Source organism: Parashewanella sp. 2304DJ23-3, from assembly GCF_056591695.1.
Genome location: NZ_JBWQOH010000001.1, coordinates 1034384 through 1055722, shown reverse-complemented (window position 1 = coordinate 1055722; position 21339 = coordinate 1034384). Strand labels below are relative to the sequence as shown.

The following is a 21339-nucleotide window of genomic DNA, read 5'->3' as shown; positions in this document are numbered from 1 at the left end:
CTCAAATAATAATTTGCTAAATGACAATGTTATTGATGCATCCGCTAAAAAGTGGAACAACTGTATTGTCCATCTCAGATCCCTATATTATCAAGTACCTTAGCTTGTTTTTTTACCTTTAAAAGCTCACACTCACATTATCTTCCCCAGTATTTCAGACGCCCATGGAAGCTGAATTAATAGAAATTTCTAATTTTCTAAATGAGTACCCACCCTTCAATGCCTTACCCGAGGGCACAGTGACGAACATCGCACGCCAAATTGAAATTGCATACTTCAGTGAAGGTAAAAAAATTATTGAGTTTGGCGATCACATTCATGATCTATTTTTGGTGAGAAGTGGTGCTGTAGAGGTCTATCGCCGTAGTGGTGAGCTGTATAATCGTTTGGATGAAGGGGCGATATTCGGCCAGATGGGGTTACTGACCCATAATAAGGTACGTTTTCCAGCCAAAGCCATCGATGACACACTTATTTATTGTATTCCAGAGGTACTTTTTCAAGAACTCTATGATGAGTTTGATAGTTTTGCTGATTTTGTTGAAGTTGAAGATAACACTCGATTGCGGCAGGCGGTTATTGAATCCAATGAGCAAAATGATCTAACCAATTCCAAAGTCAAAACCCTGTTGACTCATGAAGCCGCATACATCAACAAGCATCAAAGTATTCGTGATGCGGCAGAGAAAATGGCCAATGATAATGAGTCTGCATTATTGGTTCTTGATCCAACGATTGAAGCGCAAGATACTGAACAAAACTCTGTGATTGGTATCATTACAGACAGAGATCTCTGTACTCGTGTTTTAGCTAAAGGGGTTTGTATTGATAACGAAATCGCCACAGTAATGACAACAGAAGTTGTGACACTGGATCATAATGCATATGTCTACGAGGCAATGATGATGATGCTCCGTAATCAAGTACATCATTTACCTGTTATCAAAAATAAAAAACCGATAGGCATTGTGACGACAGCGGACATCGTACATTACGAGTCTCAAAACACCTTGTTATTGGTGAATAATATCTCTGTGCAACAAAGTGTTGAAGAGCTCAAAGACGTTGCTTATCAAGTAAAAGAAAGCTTTGTGCGCTTGGTAAATGAAGATGCAAATAGTCACATGATTGGTACCGCAATGTCAGTGATTGGGCGTAGCATCAAGCAACGTATTATTGAGTTAGCAGAAGAATCACTTGGCAAACCACCTATTCCGTATTGCTTTATCGCTCTAGGCTCGATGGGAAGGGATGAACAAACGATCGTAACTGATCAAGATAATGCCATAATACTTGATGAGCATTATCGAGAGTCTGAGCACGGTGCCTATTTTTCAGCGTTTTCGACTTTTGTTTGTGATGCACTTAATGAGTGTGGCTACCCTCATTGCACAGGGCAAATTATGGCATCCAATCCTGACTGGAGAATGACAAAATCACAATGGGAAGAGCGTTTTGCGAATTGGATTGATGATCCTAAACCTCAAGCTTTACTCAATGCTTCAATTTTTTTCGATATAGACGGTGTTTATGGACGAATAAAATGGGCAGATCAACTGAGCTACTTTATTTCGCGTCGTGCTAAAGGTAACAATCGATTCTTAGCCTGTTTAGCAAGAAATGCCATCAATAGAACCCCACCTTTAGGGTTTTTTAAAGACTTTGTGATGGAAAAAGATGGTCGCCACAATAACTCGATTAACATTAAGCGGCGTGGAACTGCGCCTTTAGCAGATCTTATCCGAGTGCATGCGTTAGCAATCGGCTCAACAATCAATAACTCTTTTGAGCGACTTGATGAAGTTATTGAGGCTAATGTGTTGCCAGAAGGGAAAGGAGAAGATCTTAGAGACGCATTAGAGTTCATTTCTATGGTGAGAATACGCCATCAAGCAAAAGACATTGAAAGTAAAATTGAAGCTGACAATAACATTGAGCCTGAGAACTTATCTGACTTTGAACGACGAAATTTAAAAGATGCATTTCAGATATTAAGTAATGCGCAGAATTTTTTAAAGTATCGCTACAATGCGAACTTGAAGTGATATCGGTAGGTCTCTATGTTTGGTTTTACGCACAAAAAGCCACAGCTCGATTGGATGACACGTTTTGAAGCGGCAAGTGCTGATTGTGTTCACCCATTACTAAAACAGTACTACTCTGATTCAATATTACCCAAGCTAAATACGCCATTATCCGAGTGCGAATTCTTAGCGATGGATTTCGAAACAACAGGCCTGAATCCAAAGAAAGACTCCATAATCAGCGTAGGCACAGTGCCGTTTAATTTACAGCGTATTTACCTCAGAGATGCTCTGCAGTGGGAAGTAAAACCAAGAACAAAACTGACGTCAGACTCCATTGTTATTCACGGCATCACGCATAATGATATTGCAGATGCACCTGATTTTTCTAAAGTGATTCCAGAACTGCTTGAAACGATGAAAAGTAAGGTGATTGTGGTTCATTATCACCCCATCGAGCGGCAATTCCTTAATAGAGCCTTATTACATGCATTGAAAGAAGGTATCGAGTTTCCAGTTATTGATACATTGGAATTGGAACATCAGATCCAGCATCAAATCGCCTCTGGATTCTTGAACCGTTTGAGAGGGAAAAAAGTACCGTCAGTTCGGTTGCAACAAAGCCGAAAACGTTATGGCTTACCTACTTATACGCCACATCATGCATTAACGGATGCCATTGCAACCGCAGAATTACTGCAAGCTCAAGTTGCGAAGCATCATTCAGAAAGTGCATTTATTGAAGAGTTTTGGATTTAAAGTCGCACTTTAAACCCAAAACAACTGAGGTAAATTCTAGAACTTTTCTGTTTTTAAGCCGAGATACAAGCTTAAACACATACACAATAAGATAAGTGTGAATGGCAGAGCGGTTGAGATAATCGCAGCCTGCATGGCTTGTAAAGCATTAGCACCACCAATCCACAACAAAGCAACGGCAATCAGGCCACCAATTAATGCCCAAAGCACACGTTGAGTCACTGGCGCATCCATTTTACCTCCAGCAGTAATACTATCAATAACCAGTGAGCCAGAGTCTGAGGAGGTAACAAAGAACACCAGAACCAGAGCAACGGCAATCACAGATAAAAATTTGCCCCAAATTAAATGGTCGAACATTTGAAACATCGCCAGTGAGATATCAGTGAGTCCATTGGTTCCTAACTCTCCGACTTTATGCATCACTTGATCGATAGCTAAACCACCAAATACTGACATCCATATGAGCGTTACCAACGTTGGAATTAATAAAACAGCAACCACAAATTCTCTGATTGTCCTGCCTTTAGAGACTCGGGCAATGAACATACCAACAAATGGCGACCAAGAAATCCACCATGCCCAATAGAAGACTGTCCAACCATGAAGCCAGTCAGTATCTTCACGGCCAAAGGTGTTACTTAACGGCAGAATGTTTTCGATATAGCCTGTTAAGGTTGTCCAGATAGATGCGAAAGAAACATGATAGCCAATGATGGTTACGACAGCGAGCAGAGCAAAAGCAATAATCATATTGATATTACTTAACAACTTAACGCCTGAATCAATGCCACGCCACACAGAATACACTGCAACTAAGGTGACGAAAGAAATGATACCGACTTGTAAACCAAGGCCATTTTCAATGCCAAATACATAGTTGATACCGCCTGCAGCTTGCTGAGCTCCCAGTCCCAAAGATGTCGCTAAACCAAATAGCGTGGCGATCACTGCGAGAATATCAATAACATTACCCATCCAGCCCCAAGCTCTATCACCTAAAATTGGATAGAAAACAGAGCGCATAGATAACGGTAAGCCTTTGTTATAAGTGAAGAAGGCTAATGCTAGTGCAACGATGCCATAAATAGCCCAAGGGTGCAGCCCCCAATGATACATGGTGGCGGCTAGAGCTAATTTTGCGGCTTCTGGTGTATTGGGCGTCACATTCAAAGGTGTATGAAACCAGCCTGTGAAATAGGCAACGGGTTCCGCAACACCCCAAAAAACAAGGCCAATACCCATGCCAGCGGCGAAGAGCATGGCTAACCATGCCCAAGTTGAATGCTCTGGGGTTGCTTCATTACCGCCTAGGCGTATTTTTCCAAACGGTGAAAGCGCAATGGCGATGATGAATACCAAAAAGAAATTGGCTGACCAAATGAAGAGCCAGTCAAAGTTGTTGATGATGTCCCATTTTACGCCGTCTAATAACTGTTTTGCTGTTGTTGGTTCAACAAGTGCGGCGGTAATTAGAAACAGAGCAATAATAGCAATGCTGAATCCGAAAACAGGATTGTGAACATCGAATCCCCACTTCTGCACATTGTCTTGGCCAATGGTGTAGTCAGTATTATCGATACTGTACCGATCAATTTTTTTACTCATTATGTATCTCGATAAGAGTACAAGTCATTACATCTTTAAGTGGAAATGAAAAATTATCTAATTTAAAAAGTAATAAGCGCTTTGAAAGAAGAGTAATTAGTCACAACACTAATTAAGTTGACTTGAGTATGAACTTTGAGCCGATGGTATATAAATGCATACTGAAAGTCACTAGTGACTGGGAATATAATGGTTTAATTGAAAGTGAAGTTTTTAGCAACTGAGAGGCTAATCACAAACTCAAAAGGCAATTTCATTAAAATGATTCGCCCTCTAACTAAATGATGAATTGAGATATGAAGTTGTTTTCTCGCACACTGATGATTTGTGGTGCACTGTTTGTTGCGCCTGTTGCATTTTGTTCTAACCAAATAAGCGGGGGGGTTTGGTTTAACTACGAGAATGTAAAGCATGACAAAGACTCAAACGGAAATTTAGGTAATGAAGCTTTTGTGCTTTATGCGGATGGTAAGGCTGATAAAGATAAGGGTAACTGGTCTTATTCAGCTGAATTAAGAGTGGGGCCAGGAAGTTTTACTGATGTGGATAACAACAGTACTGGCGATAATGTTGCTCTGCACAAAGCATGGATTGGCTTTGATTTAAATGAAAATAATAAAATTCTTATTGGTAAAAGCCAAGTACCGTTTGGGTGGAAAACCATCAATTTTTGGCCTGGCGACATGCTAGAGGCGGGTTATGGTGATCAAATGGATACAGGGATTAAATTGATATCATCAGTAAAAGGGGTCGATGTTAGTTTAGCTTATTTTCTTGCTGATGATTGGGGAAAAACCTCAACGGATACCATGGATGATAACCGCCATTGGGGAAGCAGTACCACTTACCGTAAAGTCAAAACGGGAGTTGCGGATGTTCAATATCCACTTACTGAAAATCAAAGAATAGGCGCTTCAATTCAATCTGGGAAACTTGAAGATCTTATTTCAAACCAAGCGGACGGTAAACACTCAGCATGGGCGCTTTATTATCTCGGAGAGTTTGGTAATTTTTATACTAAAGCCGAATATATTGATGCTCAAAGAACACTGCCTGAAAGCTACGTTCAGCAGCAAAACTTAACCGTTTCAGAAATCAAAAATCAAAGATTAGCATTTGAAATGGGCTATAAGTGGGATGAGTGGAATTTTTATGTTGATGTGACTCAAGCAAAACCTGACACTGAAGGTTCAACGGCAGATACCGTTACGGCATGGGCTCCAGGTATTACTTATAACTATGGTCCCGGTTGGATATATCTCGAATACTTAGATCAAAATGGGTATGTCGATAGAAATGGTCAAGTGTTCGAAGGCGATTTTGCTGCGACTTATTTAAGCTTTGATTTTTATTTTTAAATCACGATTATTGATTTCATTATCCATTTATCAATTAACTCTGCACTTGAGTTTAATTTTTATCTGATATCACAGGTTTGGACACGTTTTTCTAATGCTTCCATTGAATAATCTCACGCATTCAATTCGAGGAGTATTCAATGGAATCATTAGATAAACTCACACTATGGTCAATCACTAAAACCTTCAAAGCGAAAATTATCATCACTTGGGCATTGGTGGCGATTGAGAACGCATTGATGGTCTCCATTCCTCTATTTATCGGGTTTGCCATCGATAGCCTACTAAAAAAAGAGTTCAGTGACTTAATTACTTTGGCAACGATCATATTTCTATTGATAACGGTTTCAATTCTAAGGCGGGTTTACGATACTCGTGCTTACGGTAAAATTAGAATCGAACTCGGCGTTGAAGTTGATAATCGATTGCAGGAAAAGTCAGTGGCGACTCGTAATGCTCGATTAGATATGTCTCGAGAGTTAGTGGATTTTTTAGAGCAAGAGGTGCCTCCTTTATTTACCGCTGTAATACAGCTTGTCGCTTCGGTGGTAATATTGTCTAGCTTTGGTTGGCAGTTAGGTGTGACGCCGGTAATTGCCTGTTTATTGATGCTTACCATTTATGCGTGCTCTCACAAACAATTCCATAAATTGAACGCAAAGGTGAATAATCAGAAAGAGCAACAAGTGTCTGTGCTTTCAACGCTACCTCTGTCTGGTCTTAAAGCGCACTTAGTAAGACTTAATCACTTCGAGGTTAAAATCTCCGATACTGAGGCTTGGGTGTATGGAAGCATCTTTTTTGTCATGTTTAGCTTTGTCTTAATAAACTTGGTGTGGGCAACAGACATTGAAGCGATGACTTCAGGATCAATTTTTTCAGTAATGAGCTATTCTCTTGAATTTATGGATGCCGCCATTATGCTACCTATGGTGTTACAGACACTGTCACGACTATCGGAAATTACTCAGAGAATTAATGAATAAATGGATGTTAAAGAACTCGTCACACAAAAGCTGGTGCCTATCGAGTCCTTATTTGAAAATTTGGAGCCGAATGTTAGAGAGCGGTTTGATCGGGCGATAAAGCTCATTGATGAATCCATGCTTGAAAAGTGCAGATGGCAAGACATTGCAAAACAGTGTCAGATCTCAGAGGCGCATTTTCACAAGCAATTTTCGGAATTGTTTGCTGAAACACCAGGGCAATTCATTACTCGGAAAAAACTCAGGTTGGCCGTCGAGATTTTATTATTTGCTGGTTATATCCCTATCACTGAAGTGGCACAACACAGTGGGTACTCTTCATCTCAAGCTTTGGCAAAGGCGTTAATGCGAGAGCTGAATCTTACCGCTAAACAAATTAAAGCTGTAGGTAAAAGTGGAAGTGCAGCTGAGATTTCTAAAATATTTTCTCAGCTATGTCATCCTGTATCGAGTAATGCAAGCGAATACCAACTCGCTCAAAACCTGTCATTTCGAATCGATTGGTATCCGCAACGGTTTTTAGCCTTAATGAGTGACAAACTGAAAAAAAAGCGAGAACAAGAACCCGACAATATCAGTGAAAAATTGCTTTATGCTGTTGAATTATTCGCATCGAAAGACATTGAGTATTCGTGGGCGAAAACGGACTATAAGTTGGGTACATGGACAAAGTGCACAGCCTCGTCAACAGCATTAAAAGAGGGGTTTTACGCTTCCATGGAAGTGCTTATCGAGTCGTTAGTCGGTGCCGATGCTGCTTGGAAAGCACTGTTAATGTTCATCAAAAATAATGGTTATCAAGTTGATGAACATGCTGATGGAATAGAGCAGATCATAGCTCTAGATAAAACGAAAGACTTTGCATTATCGATTCGAGTTGAGCTGCCTGTTTACAGAAAAGCCTGAACCATTACTGATAAAATATAATTATTATTTATATATAAGAGATTGAGTTAGCTAATATCAAAGTAATTAAATGAATATTGATACTATTAGCTATGAATTATTCAAAAAAAAACACCAAGTTTCACCATCTAATTTGGGCTGGTTACATTCTAGTAGCCATAATATCTGCATGTTTATTATCAAGTTGTAAGAAAAATCCGATACTAAATTGTCAAGGTGTTGATTTAAACACGCCTTATGACCCATACCATGTTGATATTAAGAAACTAAAGTGTGCTAATAACACTTTTCCTGCCTACTATAAACATGAAGAGATAATACCTCCGAAGTCAAAAAGTCCATGGATTAATGATGTTTGTCCTGCTGATATGACTTCGATGACTGATGTTGCCATCTTCCGTTGTGCCAACGCAACGCTTTGGGATGCTTTGGGCGATGGGCGAAAAGATAAGCGGCAACATGCATTAGATGTTACTTCACAAGCTATAAAGTTGACTCAATACAGCAGTGATGATGAGAGTCGCTCGAAGTTATACCTGCACCGAGGCATGATTGAAATGGCGATGGCGATTGAAAATAACATGCCATACTTTTTTATTTCAAGTGACCTTACGATGAAAAAGGACTTTGAAAACTCGCTAAAGCTCCAACCAGACTATATCCCAACGATTTTTTTTAAGGATACTTTAGACATCACCAGAGAGTCTCTGTTTAATAATTGGAAAAATGTGTTAAATACAGGAAATGAAACAATTTCTAGAATGAAGTATTTGGAGGATATGGGCGATCTTACAGGTTTAAGTTTAAATATTTATGGCACTCTTGCTGTTTATTCAGGCTTGCCGCTTTCTACCACGATACCTAATAAGATAATGGCATTTTACGACCGCTATGGCTGTAATAAAGCGGTACCTGGCTGTACATATAATCCTAAAGTTGCGCCTTTTGCTGTTCCAGGTGTTAACTTTACGGTTGCCGAAGCCTACGCTAGGGTGGGACAAAAGCAAAAAGCAGTGAACTATTTGCTCAAAAGCCAAAATGCGCCTAATTTTGACCATTGGCGATTTAAGTTTTTAGTTAAAGATGCCTTGAAAAATCCTGATAAGTTCCTAAATCAATTTGCAAAGTCTGGTCCATATAAACAAGTTATGTTTGATATGTTTGTGAATAAAAATCGCAGTTGTTTGTTGTGTCACGGACGTTCTTAATTGCACTGTTACATGCTTATTTAAATCATGTAATTGATTAAGCATTCAGCTTAGGTCTACATGTTCTACAATACAGTTATAAATACTGTTTATCATTTAGCATATCTATGAAATCAAAAGCTGCCATTCGGCAATTCGCACTTCTTAATCTTGGGCATGCCCTAAACCATTATCTAGTTCTTATCTTTCCTACTGCTGCATTGTTTTTAACTAAACCATGGAATATCACTTATCCAGAATTGTTAAAGCTTGGAAGTTTTGGCGCTATGGCGTATGGCGTGAGCGTTATTCCGGCAGGGTGGCTGGCCGATAAAATTGGTCGCCATAAAATGTTGAATATTTTTTTCATTGGGATTGGACTTGCGTCTGTAGCTGCGGGTTTGAGCCAAGCGCCCACTCAGTTAGGTATGGCGCTGATTGCTATCGGGGTTTTCGGTGCGATATATCATCCAGTTGGAATTGCATTAGTTTATCGATTATCGGATAAACCCGGACGCTTACTTGCGTTACATGGGATTGCTGGAAATATTGGTTTATCCATGGCTGCGATTGGGACTGCCGCCTTGGCACACTATTTTAGTTGGCGTATCGCATTCATTTTACCTGGTGTGATTGCGATATTAGCGGGAGTCGTTTTCATTGCTGTGGGAAAGGGCAAGCGCCAGGCAACGCCAGTTGAATCACACTCTGAGCATGAACAGACTCCACAAGCGGTCATTAAGATTTTATCTTGTATCGTTGTGACCTCAATTTGTGGTGGATTGAGTTCTAATGCATTTATTACAGGGTTGCCAAAAATTCTAACTCGGTTTGACGAATTCAAAGCTGATTCATTGACGCATATTGGTTCGATCGTCACTGGGCTTTTATTATTTGCATCCGTATCACAAGTCGTCATTGGGGAGTTATTAGACAGAGTTCGGCCTGAAAAGTTACTGTTAGGCGTTGTTTTGTTGCAAGTGGGTACGTTGGTAATGCTCAACATAGTGCCGCAATCTATGTTATTAATAGCGGCAATACTCTTTCTTACTTTTGCTCAAATTACCATTAATGATGTCATTATTGGGCAACGCTCTCACGATAGTTGGCGCTCCACTGTCTATGCAGTGAAATATACGGTTTTTCTAGGAGTCGCCGCTGTCGCATATTGGCTGGTGGCTTTAAGTTTGCAGCATTCAAATGACTTCATTTTCATGTATCAACTTCTTTGTGCCGTAACCGTAGTTTCAATGATTTTCACTATATTTATATATCGATTAGCATCATCGAGTCGCATTAGCGGTTCGAGTTAAAGTATTGTTTTGGTGTTACGGCAAAAGCAGACTTGAATAATCGAATGAAGTTACTTTCGTTACTGAACCCCAGACTGTAGCTCACTTCGGTTACCGATTTATTTTGTGCGAGTAATTCGATGGCTCTGATTAAGCGGATTTGCAAGCGGCATTGACGATACCCCATATTCATTTCTTTACTGAACAATCGAGATAAACTTCTCACGCTCATATGAAAATTATTGGCCCAGTGCTCAATTGAGCTCGTTACATGTGGTTGTTCTAAAAAATGGTTGATGATGAGCTTTATTTTAGGGTGATCGCTTTTAGGATATAAAAGTGGTTCAACTGACATCATTGTAATTTGATCAAAAAAGACCTCAATTAGTCGTTGGTTTTGTGGTGTGTCGACAGGCCATTCTTGTGAATGGCAATGTAAAACGATTTCTCTCAACAATGGTGATACGGTAATAACTTGGCATTGTGTCGGTAAATGACTTTGTTGGTATTGTTCTGATATATAAAGGCTTTTTACTGATGCGGTTTTTACTATTTCGAGTTGATGTTCAGTATTGGGGGGAATCCAAATTGCCCTTAACGGAGGGGCAACCCAGCAGCCTTGCTGCGTCCTGACTCTAATTACGCCACTTGAAGCATATAAAAATTGCGCTGTATCGTGTTGATGCCAAGTGACTTGTTGTTCTGTTTTATACAGAGTGCCAGTTACTTGAACACTATGATGCTGCCCTAGTAGCTGGAACCGATAGCGTTCACTGTTAATTTTCATCTTGTCCGATAACTACCATTTAATGTCTTAATTGTAGCTAGAGTTGATTGCATTTTCTTTCTAAATTTACATTAAACATAAATTGAAAGAGAGGCATTGTATGGATATGGAAAGAGATCACCGACAACACTTTTCACTGCTGAACATCGGCCATTTATTGACACATTATTTAGTTTTAATATTCCCGACCGTTGCTCTATTTTTAGTGAAACCTTGGGAAATGAGTTATCCACAATTATTGAAATTGGGTAGTTTTGGCGCACTCATGTATGGTGTAGGTGTTTTACCTTCAGGTTGGTTAGCCGATAAACTTGGCCGAGCTAAAGTAATGGCGATTTTTTTCTTTGGTTCAGCGCTCGCCTGTATTGCAGCTGGTTTGAGTCAATCACCATTTGCCTTAATGGTGTCTATTGGGTTTATTGGCTTATTCTCTGCGATTTACCATCCTGTGGGTTTATCTATTATTTATGGCTTATCAAAAAAGTCAGGACGACTGCTGGCTGTGAATGGGGTGTATGGAAACTTTGGGTTGGCGATTGCAGCTGTATGCAGCAGTTTTTTTGCGACACAATTCGGCTGGCGATGGGCTTTTATTATTCCAGGAGTCGTTTGCTTTATCGTTGGGATGTTTTATTTAAAAGGCTTTAAGACTTATAACAATAGCAACAGTCTCACTAAACAAAATACGCTTGAAACTGAGTCAGTGAATATGAAAGCTATTTTTGCGTGTATTTTAGTTGTAGCTACTTGTGGTGGATTAGCATTTAATAGTTTAACCACGGGGTTACCTAAGATACTCAGTGTTGAGGATACACTTAAAACATATTCACTCGTGCAAATTGGTGGTATCGCAACAACGGTTTTATTTGTGGCTTCGCTAGCCCAGCTTGTGATCGGTGAGTTATTACATCGCTTTCAGGCTGAAAAACTTTTATTTACCATTGTGACAGTACAAGCGATTACATTTGGCATTTTGGCCATATTTCCAATTTCACTCGTTGTGCTTGGTATTAGTGTGTTCTTTATTATGGCCCAGCTTCCTATTAATGATTTTATTATTGGAAAGCATGCTCATGATAAGTGGCGTTCTCTTTTCTATGCTTTGAAATATACCTTATCTTTGGGAAGTGCTACTGCAGCTTATTGGTTATTAGCCTCGACTTATGATCCTATTAGTCATTTCAAAGTGCTTTTTGGACTTTTATTTTGTTTTGCCATCGCTTCGGCGATGACTGGATTATCAATGGTTTTGATAAAGAGAAAATCGTTTAATCAGGCAGTGAGTGCTGTGAACTAAGTTTACCAAGGAGAACTTGAGACCAAAATTATTCTTAATAAGAGTTTAATCGGCTGTTAGTGGACATTCCGCGTCGATTTAGGTTCTTCATAGTGCATATTATTACCTCTAACCGTTAAGTAATTAATTGACATTGAGATTAGTACATTCGCTTTGTATTAACGCTATTGTATGAAACGAAGTATTTTCGTCAGTGAGATAGGTAGGCTTTTTATTATTCGCTTTTGATTTTAAGAGCAGAAAACCTTAAGGTAATGTCACAAATTTATAACAAAATAATACTATGCAACGGATTGACGTTCTCGATGTCTTGCGAGGATTCGCACTTTTAGGCTTGCCTTTAATGAATCTAGTGGCGTTTTCTATGCCATTCCCGGCTTATATCAACCCACAAGCTTTTCATGGCGATAATACGCTGAACCACTTTTGGTTTAGTGTATTTTATATTTTCGCAGATCAAAAATTCATGGGGATCTTTTCAGTACTATTTGGTGCTGGCTTGGCTCTACTTTATGAAAAGTTTAAATCAGAGCCTTGTGTTGAAAAGCAGAGAGGTGCAGGAACGGTTTATATCAGACTTTTTGTCCTGCTGATATTCGGGTACCTTCATCTAAATTACCTTTGGTCTGGTGATATTTTAATGTTCTATGCCGCTTGGGGTATGGTGTTATTTCCGTTTATTGGGAGTTCAAAAAAAGGGCTCACTATTTTATTTGTCGTACTGTATTCAATCGCCATACTCGGTGCATTAGGCACACGTTTTGAGGCTGGGGACCTTTCTCAAACCGAGTTGTCACAGATTTCTGTTTTCTTTAAGCCGACAGTAGAACAAGCCGAACATCTTATTGAAATTTATCGTGGTTCTATGTCAGATATTGCTGATTTTGAATCGTCTTTAACCTTAGATGGTAAAGAAATGGGAATGGGGGTGCTGCTGATATTAATGATGGATAGTATTTCAGCTTTAGCCAGAGCAGGCGCTATGATTGTGCTTGGTTTTTTACTTTATAAAAATGGTTTTTTAACCGGAAAGTGGCCTCAAAAAGCTTACAAAGTATCGGCCGTGATCGGTATCGCATTCGGAGCCATTGTAAGTTGTGTCGGGCTTATTTATAACTATGCTCATGATTACAGTGATCCTCAACAATATTTTGGTCTAGGAAATACATTCATTGTGATTAGCTCTCCATTTATGGTGTTAGGTTACATCGCATTTGTACAACTTCTACTGAACGGCTCAGGGCTTGCTCGTTGGGCACAGGCTGTTGCAAGGGTAGGACGAATGGCATTAACCATGTATTTGATGCAATCAGTTATCGGTGTGTTTTTATTTTGGGGTGTTGGTTTAGCGTGGTTTGGGTATGTTGATAGGACTGAACTTGTATTCATCACTTTGTGTATTGCGGTTACACAATTAAGTATCGCCAGTGTTTGGCTGAAGTATTTTCAGTATGGTCCAATGGAATGGTTGTGGCGCTGTTTAACGTATCGCAGTTTTGTCAGTATTCTTAAATTACGCCAGCCTGAGTTGGCTTAATGGCGATTAAGTTACTGTTTGATTTGGATGGAACGATTAGTGATCCCTTAGAGGGGATCGCTAGGTGCATCAATTACGCTTTAGATGTTTTTGATCATCCACAGTTTTCGCAAGTTGAACTGGCCAAATATATTGGCCCGCCGTTGGATAAAACCTTCAGTGATATCACCCAGACTGATGAAAAGGCGCATATCCTAGCCTTAATCAATAAATATCGAGAACGTTTTGCTGTATTAGGTTACAAAGAAAACCAACTTTATGGCGGCGTTGTATCTGTTCTTCTTGAGTTTAAAAAGAGAAATACCTCCTTAGCGATCTGTACATCAAAGCCAGAGCGATTCGCTATTAAAATCCTTGAACACTTTGATTTACTAGATTGCTTCGAGTTTGTCAGTGGCGGTGATGTTGGTGTCGAAAAGTGGCAGCAAATTGTAGATCTAAAACGCCAAAGACTAGTTGACGAAGATACGATAATGATTGGTGATCGTGCGGTAGATATAACTGCCGCAAAATATTCTGGATTGAAAACTGCAGGGGTTTTGTGGGGTTATGGATCAAAACAAGAAATTGAAGATGAGCAACCCGATCAGATTTTCAAGTCCGTCGATGAGCTTATGTGCTTGATTTCGCCTGCTTAATGCAAATGCCTACATGAGTGTATACCCACAAATGCTTATTGGTTTTGTTGCGAAAAGCTAAGGCAAAGTATTCCAGCATTCATTTTCTACAAGCTGCAAAAATATCGAGCTTGGAATTGTAGACCCTAGTTTTGATATCCATAATCCCTAAAACAGAGTGAAAGACATAATCTTGAGATAAGTGCTGTGTTTTTGCTTGCTGAAGTAAGCATTCTCGATTCAAATGTTTAGTTTGTTCAAACCCTTGCGATGCCCAAAAAATCAGTGGAACATGAGTTTGATAGTCTGGGGCTAAAGAGTAAGGCGTACCATGCAGAAAGAGTCCATCTTCTCCTAAAGACTCTCCATGATCAGAAATGTAGAACAAAGCGGTGTTAAATTGATTTTGCATCGTTTTCAATTGATTGATGACCTGAGATATAAAAAAGTCGGTATATAAAATAGTGTTGTCATAGGAGTTGGTGATTTGTTCGATGCTACAGTTTTCAATATCTGAGCGCTGACAGTCTGGTTGAAATTTTGCTCTGCTTTTAGGGTATCGTTGAAAATAGGTTGGGCCGTGACTTCCCATCATATGCATAAAGAAGACTCGATTTCCTGTTAATGTTTGAACATATTTTTTAAAACCCTCCAGTAATGCAATATCGTGACATGAGTGACCATTGCATTCTTTATTAACTTGAGAAGTATTTAATTCTTTTTCAAGAGTATGCTTGGCTACGCCCTTATCGCCCTCATCATTATCAAGCCAAAAAGTACTTACTTTGGCTCTATTCAATACATCAATGAGATTATCTTGTTGTAATGCTCGTCTGGCGTCATAGTCCGCTTTGGGTAATGCTGAAAACATGCAGGGTACTGAAATTGCCGTGGCAGTTCCACAGGAGGTCACATGTTGAAACGCAATTACGTTTTGTTTTTCGGTATAAGGGTTGGTATTTCGCTTGTACCCGTCCAAATGATAGTTTTGAGCTCTTGCGGTTTCACCAACCAGAAAAATAAGTAATGTCGGTTTTTTATTTGCGGTTATCAAAGCAGTCGGAGCTTGGATTGCATCTGTGCCTAGCTTTTTGTATGGAAGGGGAGACAGAAAATACGTTTTAGTTAGGTACCTTATCGTACTGTAAACGTATTGAGTCGGAATAATAAGCCGATTTAGGGACTTATGATTTCGGCCGACAGACGCATAATCTTGATAATATAAGATCGCAATCAGAGCTATTGTAACAATTGAAATAATTATTGAAACAAACTTTGATAATAGAAACTTTATGACGGTTTGATTTTTATTTATAGGAGTTTTTATCAGTACTAGAGTGGGAATAACGCCCATTAAAAATATCCAGCCAATTGAATTCCAACTAAGATAGCTCAGAGCCTCCCCCGAGTTTGTTTCAAAAATATTCACTATCATGCTTCTATCGAATAGCGTGCCATAATTGAAGCTTGCATAACTCACCATTGAAGATGAAATTAATAACAACACAAAGATAGGTTTTGTAACATAAGGCCAGCTTAATAGATTAAAAATTAAGTTGAATGCAGCTATGAAAAGAATAGGTATGGAAATGATAAAACCTATTTTTACCTCTTGAGAATGCTCAAAGATTGTTTTTAATTCGGCATACACGGGGATATTTACAATTGCGGTGTAGTAAAGAGCAATAATGAATATGAGGCTAGAATAAGATAACGATTTTCCTATAGTAAGTAACTTCATAGAGTGCCCTTACACCTTGATAATCTATACATGTGCTGAATAAATAGATAACTATTACGGAGTGTAGTTCATCGATAGGGTCTTTGTACAAAGACAGTTATTAATATTCTATGCTTTAAATTGAATTTAGATGAGATTAAATAATGGAAAATACAGCAATGCTTCTATGGAGAAAGAAGCATTGCTTATGGAGCATTACTGATTACGGTAATTGATATAACGGATTAAGGCAGTTTTTTAAGTACTTCTCTTAGTGCCGCTTTCACTTTTCGGGTGTTTTCTGGCCCCATCCTGATCATCAACTTTTGAGCATCTGGCAAAGTTTCTAAATCTGCATTCTTGAATTTGTAATTAACGCTGATTGAAGTCAGTTCAATCGGTTGTTCGATAATCGGTGCATTGAGCATTTCTTTGATTGCCGCTTTAATGCGCTGATTAAACGTTACGTCTTCATAACCTAATTCCGCAAATGCGTCGTTTAAAATCGGCAATAACAGCTTATACGAACTGACTATAGATTGAGTGTTCATTGTTTGTAATAAGTCAGCGTACATGTCGTATCGATGATAACTGTCGGGATCTAAGTAAATTTTGTCAGTAACGTCTAATGCATCAAAACTTTGATTAGGGCCAATTAATGGGCTGGCTTTGCGAGCGAGTTCACCATGAGCCAAGTTATCAACAAAAACAACAAACTGGCGAGCTAAGTTCTTATTCAACAACACATTGTTGATCGAAAGTCCTTTAAAGGCCTCGAGAGTTTGTTCACGAACAAAAGCATCACTCTGATTCAACTTCGGTAACTCAGGTTTAGCTGGTTTTGGCTCTTCTTTTACAGGCTCTGGCTGAGGCTCAGGTTCTGGTGCTTTGACTTGTGGTTCAGGCTCTGGCTCAGGGATAGTCTCTGTAGGAATTGGTTTTTCAGGAAGCGCATCAGGCACTTGAACCGTCGTATCTTCCGGAGTTTGAGTTTGAGTTGGTTCTTCAGGTTGATTTAAATAGTAATACCCACCAACAGCAGCAATCGCGAGTAAGGCAGCAACGGCAATAACAACACCTTTGCCGCCCTTGGTCGTCTCTGATTGGGTAATTCTGTCTTCTTGATTTGCTTGCATATCTCTTCCTACTTCCTGAGCGTCATGCTCTCAATCATGCTGAATTGAATATGAATGTCAATCCGCCATTTGTTTCATTTGATTACGCTTGAACGTATTTATCTCTATCACCAAGCCAGCGCTGGATAAGCGCATCGACATTTTCTGGTACTTGATTCAAAACGTGGCCAGCCAATTTTTGCACTTGTGGAACCAGTGCTTGATCTCGAGTTAAATCAGCGACTTTCATATCCGCTAGACCTGTTTGTTTGGTACCAAGAACTTCACCAGGACCTCGTATTTCAAGATCTTTTTGTGCGATAACAAAGCCATCGTTACTTTGTCTCAGTACGCCTAAACGCTGCTTGGCCGTTAGAGTTAATGGTGATTTATAAAGCATCACACAATGACTTTCGATAGCACCACGACCTACACGACCTCTTAATTGGTGCAATTGTGCTAATCCCAATCGCTCTGGGTTTTCAATAATCATTAAACTTGCGTTAGGCACGTTTACACCAACCTCAATTACGGTTGTAGCAACGAGTAAATCAATTTCACCCGTGTTGAATTGATCCATGATCGCTTGTTTTTCGCTACTTTTAAGGCGACCGTGAACCAGTCCTATCTTTAGTTCCGGCAATTGCTGTTTTAGTTCCTCTGCCGTGTCTTCAGCTGCTTGACATTCGAGCACTTCAGATTCGTCAATCAGAGTACAAACCCAATAGGCTTGGCGTTTATCTTGAGTTGCTGCAATCCTTACTCGTTCAATCACATCTTGGCGTCGACTGTCGGCGATGGCTACGGTTGTCACTGGTGTACGCCCAGGTGGTAACTCATCGATAACGGAAGTATCAAGATCGGCGTAAGCTGTCATGGCCAAGGTTCTTGGGATTGGTGTCGCCGTCATGATCAATTGATGAGGGTAAAATCCTTGATGTACGCCCTTTTCTCTCAAGCCTAATCGCTGGTGAACACCAAAGCGATGTTGTTCATCAATAATGGTTAGGGCGAGGTTTTTATATTCAACAGAGTCTTGAAAGATAGCGTGAGTGCCAATAATGATATGAGCACTACCACTCTTAATGCTCTCCAAGGATTGCTCTCTTGCTTTTCCTTTTAATTTACCTGCAAGCCAACCGACACTTAATCCGAGAGGTTCAAACCATTCTTTAAAATTATTGGCATGCTGCTCTGCTAACAGTTCTGTCGGTGCCATCAATGCAACTTGATAACCATTTTCGATAACTTGTAATGCAGCTAGTGCAGCGACTAAAGTCTTTCCAGAGCCCACATCACCTTGGACTAAACGCATCATGGGTGATGTTTGTTCTAAGTCCCGGCATATTTCGGCAACGACTCGTTGCTGGGCATTCGTCGGCTTGAATGGTAACTCTTTTAAAAACGGATTTAGTAACTGGCCTGAAGCACTAAGAGGTTTCGCTGCATCTTGATTACTTTTGTGCCTCAGTTTCAGCATACTGAGGTTATGCGCTAACAACTCTTCTTGCACTAGACGTTGTTGCGCTGGATGAGTACCGTTTTCTAGATCAAGTAGTGATACATCACAGGTCGGTCGGTGCAATGTTCGAATCGCATCGGCTAAGGATACTTGGTTCGGTCTTAATTCTGGAGGTAATAACTCAGTAAGACCACCGTCTTTAAGCATATCGAGTGCTTGATCAGTAAGCTTTATCCAACTTGCCTGTTTTAATCCCTCTGTAGAAGGGTAAATCGGCGTTAAGGTTTCTGCCAAATCAATGGGTTGTTCAGGGCTTTGAATTCGATAATCAGGGTGGATGATTTCGGCCTGATATTTCCCTGTTTTTAACTCCCCATAGGCTTTAATCATACGGCCTTTAAGCATGGAGTTATGTTGAGCGGCTGAAAAATTAAAAAAGCGTAGCGTCAAACTACCTGTTTCATCTCTCACATCACAGGTCAGCATACGTTTGCGCCCATAAATGATTTTAGAAGATTGAATTTCAGCGAGAATTGTACCGTGCATTCCTGGCATTAAATCTACAATCGGATAGATTCGAGTGCGATCTTCATAGCGCAAAGGTAAATGAAACAACAGATCTTGAACCGTGTGGATACTCAGTTTGTCGAGTTTTTCGGCAACCTTTTTTGCAACTCCTTTGAGCTCGGTTATTGGGATTTGATCCAATCGCTGCAAGATATTCGCATCCAAGTACTGTGAATTTATACATATATTAACAGAATGGATGGCTTTGACAATTTGAAATTAAATTCATACTAAATAGTACAGACAATGACTATTTTTTTAATGAGGGCAAGCTTAATAGGTTGGCGAAATAATGGCTAAATAATCAGGCACTGCATGGGTTTCAATATTAATCAGTTCTTTAACAATTACAGCATCAGTGTTCATAATTTAGTTTCTCGAATCTCATCAGGGTTACTTATAACAGAATGGATTTTTGCAAAGCTTTTTTGTTTTAAATTCATTGGATAAAATCCTTCTAATGCTTTTTTTACAGCTTGGCTGTTCTGACTTGGGGTAGCATTAATTAAATCGATTATAGAGTTAAGCCATCCTTGTATTGGGCCTACCATTTGCTCGACGTAGATAGGTTTATACTCAAACCAATCGGAATTTACTCGATCATGTTCTTTATTGCTGCAGAAAATGTTGAAAAGGTATTCATTATTAATATTTAAGACATACACGCCATCACCAGTCCCTCTGGAAAATAAACTTGTAGGATTATCACTTAAATATTTTGTTACATAATCTGAAGTTAAAGACATAATAATACTTTAATCCATAGCTTTTTATACCTTACCATCGTGCTGATCAGTATGGGGTATTCGTTTTTTGGAGTAAAATTAAAGCTGCTTATAACGTTGTTTTTAAAACATTTATTTTTTATAGGGACAATAGATAATAACCTCTATCTTTAAATTCAAAAAAGTCCAGTACCTGCATTTTTCCTTTTTTAGTGTGAGCAAAGTAAGAGTGTTGATTCTCTTCTGCAATAAAGGTGATCATGTGATGGTACTTGCTAGAGCTCAACCGTTTTATCTCAGTCACGAGTTGCTCGAAGATAGAGTGACCTCGATGATCTTGATGTATCCAGATAGGACCATATTGGCAGCTGTTTTTGTCTGAAAACTGAGGGTGCTCAAGTAATATGTGTTTGAGGATGCTTTTATAGATAGGCCAATGTTTAAATGCCTTCCAATCTGCTGCTATGACATACCCAATGATGTTTGAATTAACCTCTGCAACGACTATCCAGCCATAATTTAGGAATGATTTAAGATCATTCAAGCTAAACCCTTGGCCATGCATTTGTTCTGAATTAGATGACAGTTCGGCGTTAAGATGAGTTTGTTCTAGCTGAGCGAGTGTTGCGAGATCATTTATCGTTGCTTGGCGTATTTTCATATTAATTATAGGTTACAGAAAATACGCCAATTATCTTTTAAATGGCAAGATAAAGCGATTACTTTTGCTTGTCTGCAACGAGTTTAGCTGCCGTTAATAACAATTCAGGTTCTGCACGAACTCGGAAGTTAGGGTTCACATATTGGAAGTGAATCAGACCCGATTTATCACTCAAGAAAATAGCAGGAACTGGCAGAATAATGCGCATATCGCCATTACCAATATCAACGAGCTTTTCTTTTAAATCAGGCACACGTGCATAGCGAGCCGTAACCTTTTTGCTGGTGTAAAACGCCACGCCAAATGCTTGTGCCGCTTTATTATCAGCATCAGAGAGCAACATATAATCAAGCTTATTCTTGGTCATCGATTTACGCAGCTTTTCTGGTGAATCAGGAGAAATACCGACTAATTGAAAACCCATTTCGATAAGCTTTGGTTGAATACCTTGTAACTGTCCCATTTGCATATTACAAAATGGACACCAACCGCCACGATAGAAAAAGAATATGGTTGGTTTTTGTTGAACAAGGTTTTGAAGATTGACGTGCTTGCCATCTAAACCTTGCAGAGTAACATTTGGAATATCGTGACCATTAAGCAATGGCGCAACATCATTATCAGAGAGGGCAACAGGTTTTGCAGCGAGACTAAAGCTCATTATAATTGCAAAAGCTGCAACAATTTGTCGTAGCATGGGACAGATCCTTTTTTGTTGTTGACTTCGAAAT

The 21339-nt window shown here is 39.4% G+C and carries 18 protein-coding genes; 10 read left to right on the top strand and 8 right to left on the bottom strand.

Annotated elements, in window-relative coordinates:
- Positions 1 to 164: 164 nt before the first annotated feature.
- Both AC1EU2_RS04625 and AC1EU2_RS04620 read left to right on the top strand, forming a co-directional pair.
- Positions 165 to 2045 (top strand): DUF294 nucleotidyltransferase-like domain-containing protein, encoded by a 1881-nt coding sequence (locus tag AC1EU2_RS04625; protein ID WP_480296818.1) that lies wholly within the window; start codon positions 165 to 167, stop codon positions 2043 to 2045.
- A 15-nt stretch (positions 2046 to 2060) separates the two neighbouring features.
- Positions 2061 to 2783 carry a 3'-5' exonuclease gene (locus AC1EU2_RS04620; protein ID WP_480296817.1) on the top strand — a complete coding sequence of 241 codons (723 nt, stop codon included), beginning with the start codon at positions 2061 to 2063 and terminating at the stop codon, positions 2781 to 2783.
- Between the two features lie 36 nt (positions 2784 to 2819).
- Here the strand turns inward: AC1EU2_RS04620 and AC1EU2_RS04615 are convergent, their stop codons facing one another.
- Positions 2820 to 4391: a BCCT family transporter gene (locus AC1EU2_RS04615; RefSeq protein ID WP_480296816.1), complete on the bottom strand. Its 1572-nt coding sequence runs from the start codon at positions 4389 to 4391 to the stop codon at positions 2820 to 2822.
- Between the two features lie 296 nt (positions 4392 to 4687).
- Here AC1EU2_RS04615 and AC1EU2_RS04610 point away from each other — a divergent pair, with 296 nt between their 5' ends.
- The 5 genes from AC1EU2_RS04610 to AC1EU2_RS04590 all read left to right on the top strand — a co-directional run bounded on the left by AC1EU2_RS04610 (position 4688) and on the right by AC1EU2_RS04590 (position 10141).
- Positions 4688 to 5749 (top strand): hypothetical protein, encoded by a 1062-nt coding sequence (locus AC1EU2_RS04610; RefSeq protein WP_480296815.1) that lies wholly within the window; start codon positions 4688 to 4690, stop codon positions 5747 to 5749.
- Between the two features lie 140 nt (positions 5750 to 5889).
- A complete protein-coding gene (locus tag AC1EU2_RS04605; RefSeq protein ID WP_480296814.1) occupies positions 5890 to 6735 on the top strand; it encodes an ABC transporter six-transmembrane domain-containing protein in 846 nt (281 codons plus the stop codon).
- Complete coding sequence (locus AC1EU2_RS04600) at positions 6736 to 7641, top strand: helix-turn-helix transcriptional regulator (RefSeq protein WP_480296813.1); 906 nt, start codon at positions 6736 to 6738, stop codon at positions 7639 to 7641.
- Between the two features lie 92 nt (positions 7642 to 7733).
- The gene (locus AC1EU2_RS04595) at positions 7734 to 8849 is read left to right on the top strand and encodes a hypothetical protein (RefSeq protein ID WP_480296812.1); all 1116 of its coding nucleotides are present in this window, start codon (positions 7734 to 7736) and stop codon (positions 8847 to 8849) included.
- A 107-nt stretch (positions 8850 to 8956) separates the two neighbouring features.
- Positions 8957 to 10141 (top strand): MFS transporter, encoded by a 1185-nt coding sequence (locus AC1EU2_RS04590; RefSeq protein ID WP_480296811.1) that lies wholly within the window; start codon positions 8957 to 8959, stop codon positions 10139 to 10141.
- Here AC1EU2_RS04590 and AC1EU2_RS04585 read toward each other — a convergent pair.
- A complete protein-coding gene (locus AC1EU2_RS04585) occupies positions 10125 to 10907 on the bottom strand; it encodes an AraC family transcriptional regulator (protein WP_480296810.1) in 783 nt (260 codons plus the stop codon). The genes AC1EU2_RS04590 and AC1EU2_RS04585 overlap by 17 nt on opposite strands.
- 100 nt (positions 10908 to 11007) lie before the next feature.
- Between AC1EU2_RS04585 and AC1EU2_RS04580 the strand changes: the two genes are divergently transcribed.
- The 3 genes from AC1EU2_RS04580 to AC1EU2_RS04570 all read left to right on the top strand — a co-directional run bounded on the left by AC1EU2_RS04580 (position 11008) and on the right by AC1EU2_RS04570 (position 14379).
- On the top strand, positions 11008 to 12204 hold the full coding sequence (locus tag AC1EU2_RS04580; protein ID WP_480296809.1) for an MFS transporter: 1197 nt from the start codon (positions 11008 to 11010) through the stop codon (positions 12202 to 12204).
- Between the two features lie 343 nt (positions 12205 to 12547).
- Entirely contained in the window at positions 12548 to 13741 is a 1194-nt protein-coding gene (locus AC1EU2_RS04575) for a DUF418 domain-containing protein (protein ID WP_480296808.1), read from the top strand.
- Positions 13741 to 14379 (top strand): HAD hydrolase-like protein, encoded by a 639-nt coding sequence (locus AC1EU2_RS04570; RefSeq protein ID WP_480296807.1) that lies wholly within the window; start codon positions 13741 to 13743, stop codon positions 14377 to 14379. Before AC1EU2_RS04575 ends, AC1EU2_RS04570 begins: the two co-directional genes overlap by 1 nt.
- A 79-nt stretch (positions 14380 to 14458) precedes the next feature.
- Here the strand turns inward: AC1EU2_RS04570 and AC1EU2_RS04565 are convergent, their stop codons facing one another.
- The 6 genes from AC1EU2_RS04565 to AC1EU2_RS04540 all read right to left on the bottom strand — a co-directional run bounded on the left by AC1EU2_RS04565 (position 14459) and on the right by AC1EU2_RS04540 (position 21305).
- Positions 14459 to 16099, bottom strand: coding sequence for a phosphoethanolamine transferase (locus AC1EU2_RS04565; protein ID WP_480296806.1), 1641 nt, complete (start codon positions 16097 to 16099; stop codon positions 14459 to 14461).
- A gap of 224 nt (positions 16100 to 16323) precedes the next feature.
- Positions 16324 to 17214, bottom strand: a complete 891-nt coding sequence (locus AC1EU2_RS04560) for a DUF3014 domain-containing protein (protein ID WP_480296805.1) — start codon at positions 17212 to 17214, stop codon at positions 16324 to 16326.
- Between the two features lie 82 nt (positions 17215 to 17296).
- Positions 17297 to 19372 (bottom strand): ATP-dependent DNA helicase RecG, encoded by a 2076-nt coding sequence (gene recG / locus AC1EU2_RS04555; RefSeq protein ID WP_480296804.1) that lies wholly within the window; start codon positions 19370 to 19372, stop codon positions 17297 to 17299.
- 212 nt (positions 19373 to 19584) lie between these two features.
- Positions 19585 to 19968, bottom strand: a complete 384-nt coding sequence (locus AC1EU2_RS04550; protein ID WP_480296803.1) for a hypothetical protein — start codon at positions 19966 to 19968, stop codon at positions 19585 to 19587.
- Positions 19969 to 20086: 118 nt separating this feature from the next.
- On the bottom strand, positions 20087 to 20608 hold the full coding sequence (locus AC1EU2_RS04545; RefSeq protein ID WP_480296802.1) for an N-acetyltransferase family protein: 522 nt from the start codon (positions 20606 to 20608) through the stop codon (positions 20087 to 20089).
- A 58-nt stretch (positions 20609 to 20666) separates the two neighbouring features.
- Positions 20667 to 21305: a peroxiredoxin-like family protein gene (locus tag AC1EU2_RS04540; protein WP_480296801.1), complete on the bottom strand. Its 639-nt coding sequence runs from the start codon at positions 21303 to 21305 to the stop codon at positions 20667 to 20669.
- Positions 21306 to 21339 lie beyond the last annotated feature (34 nt).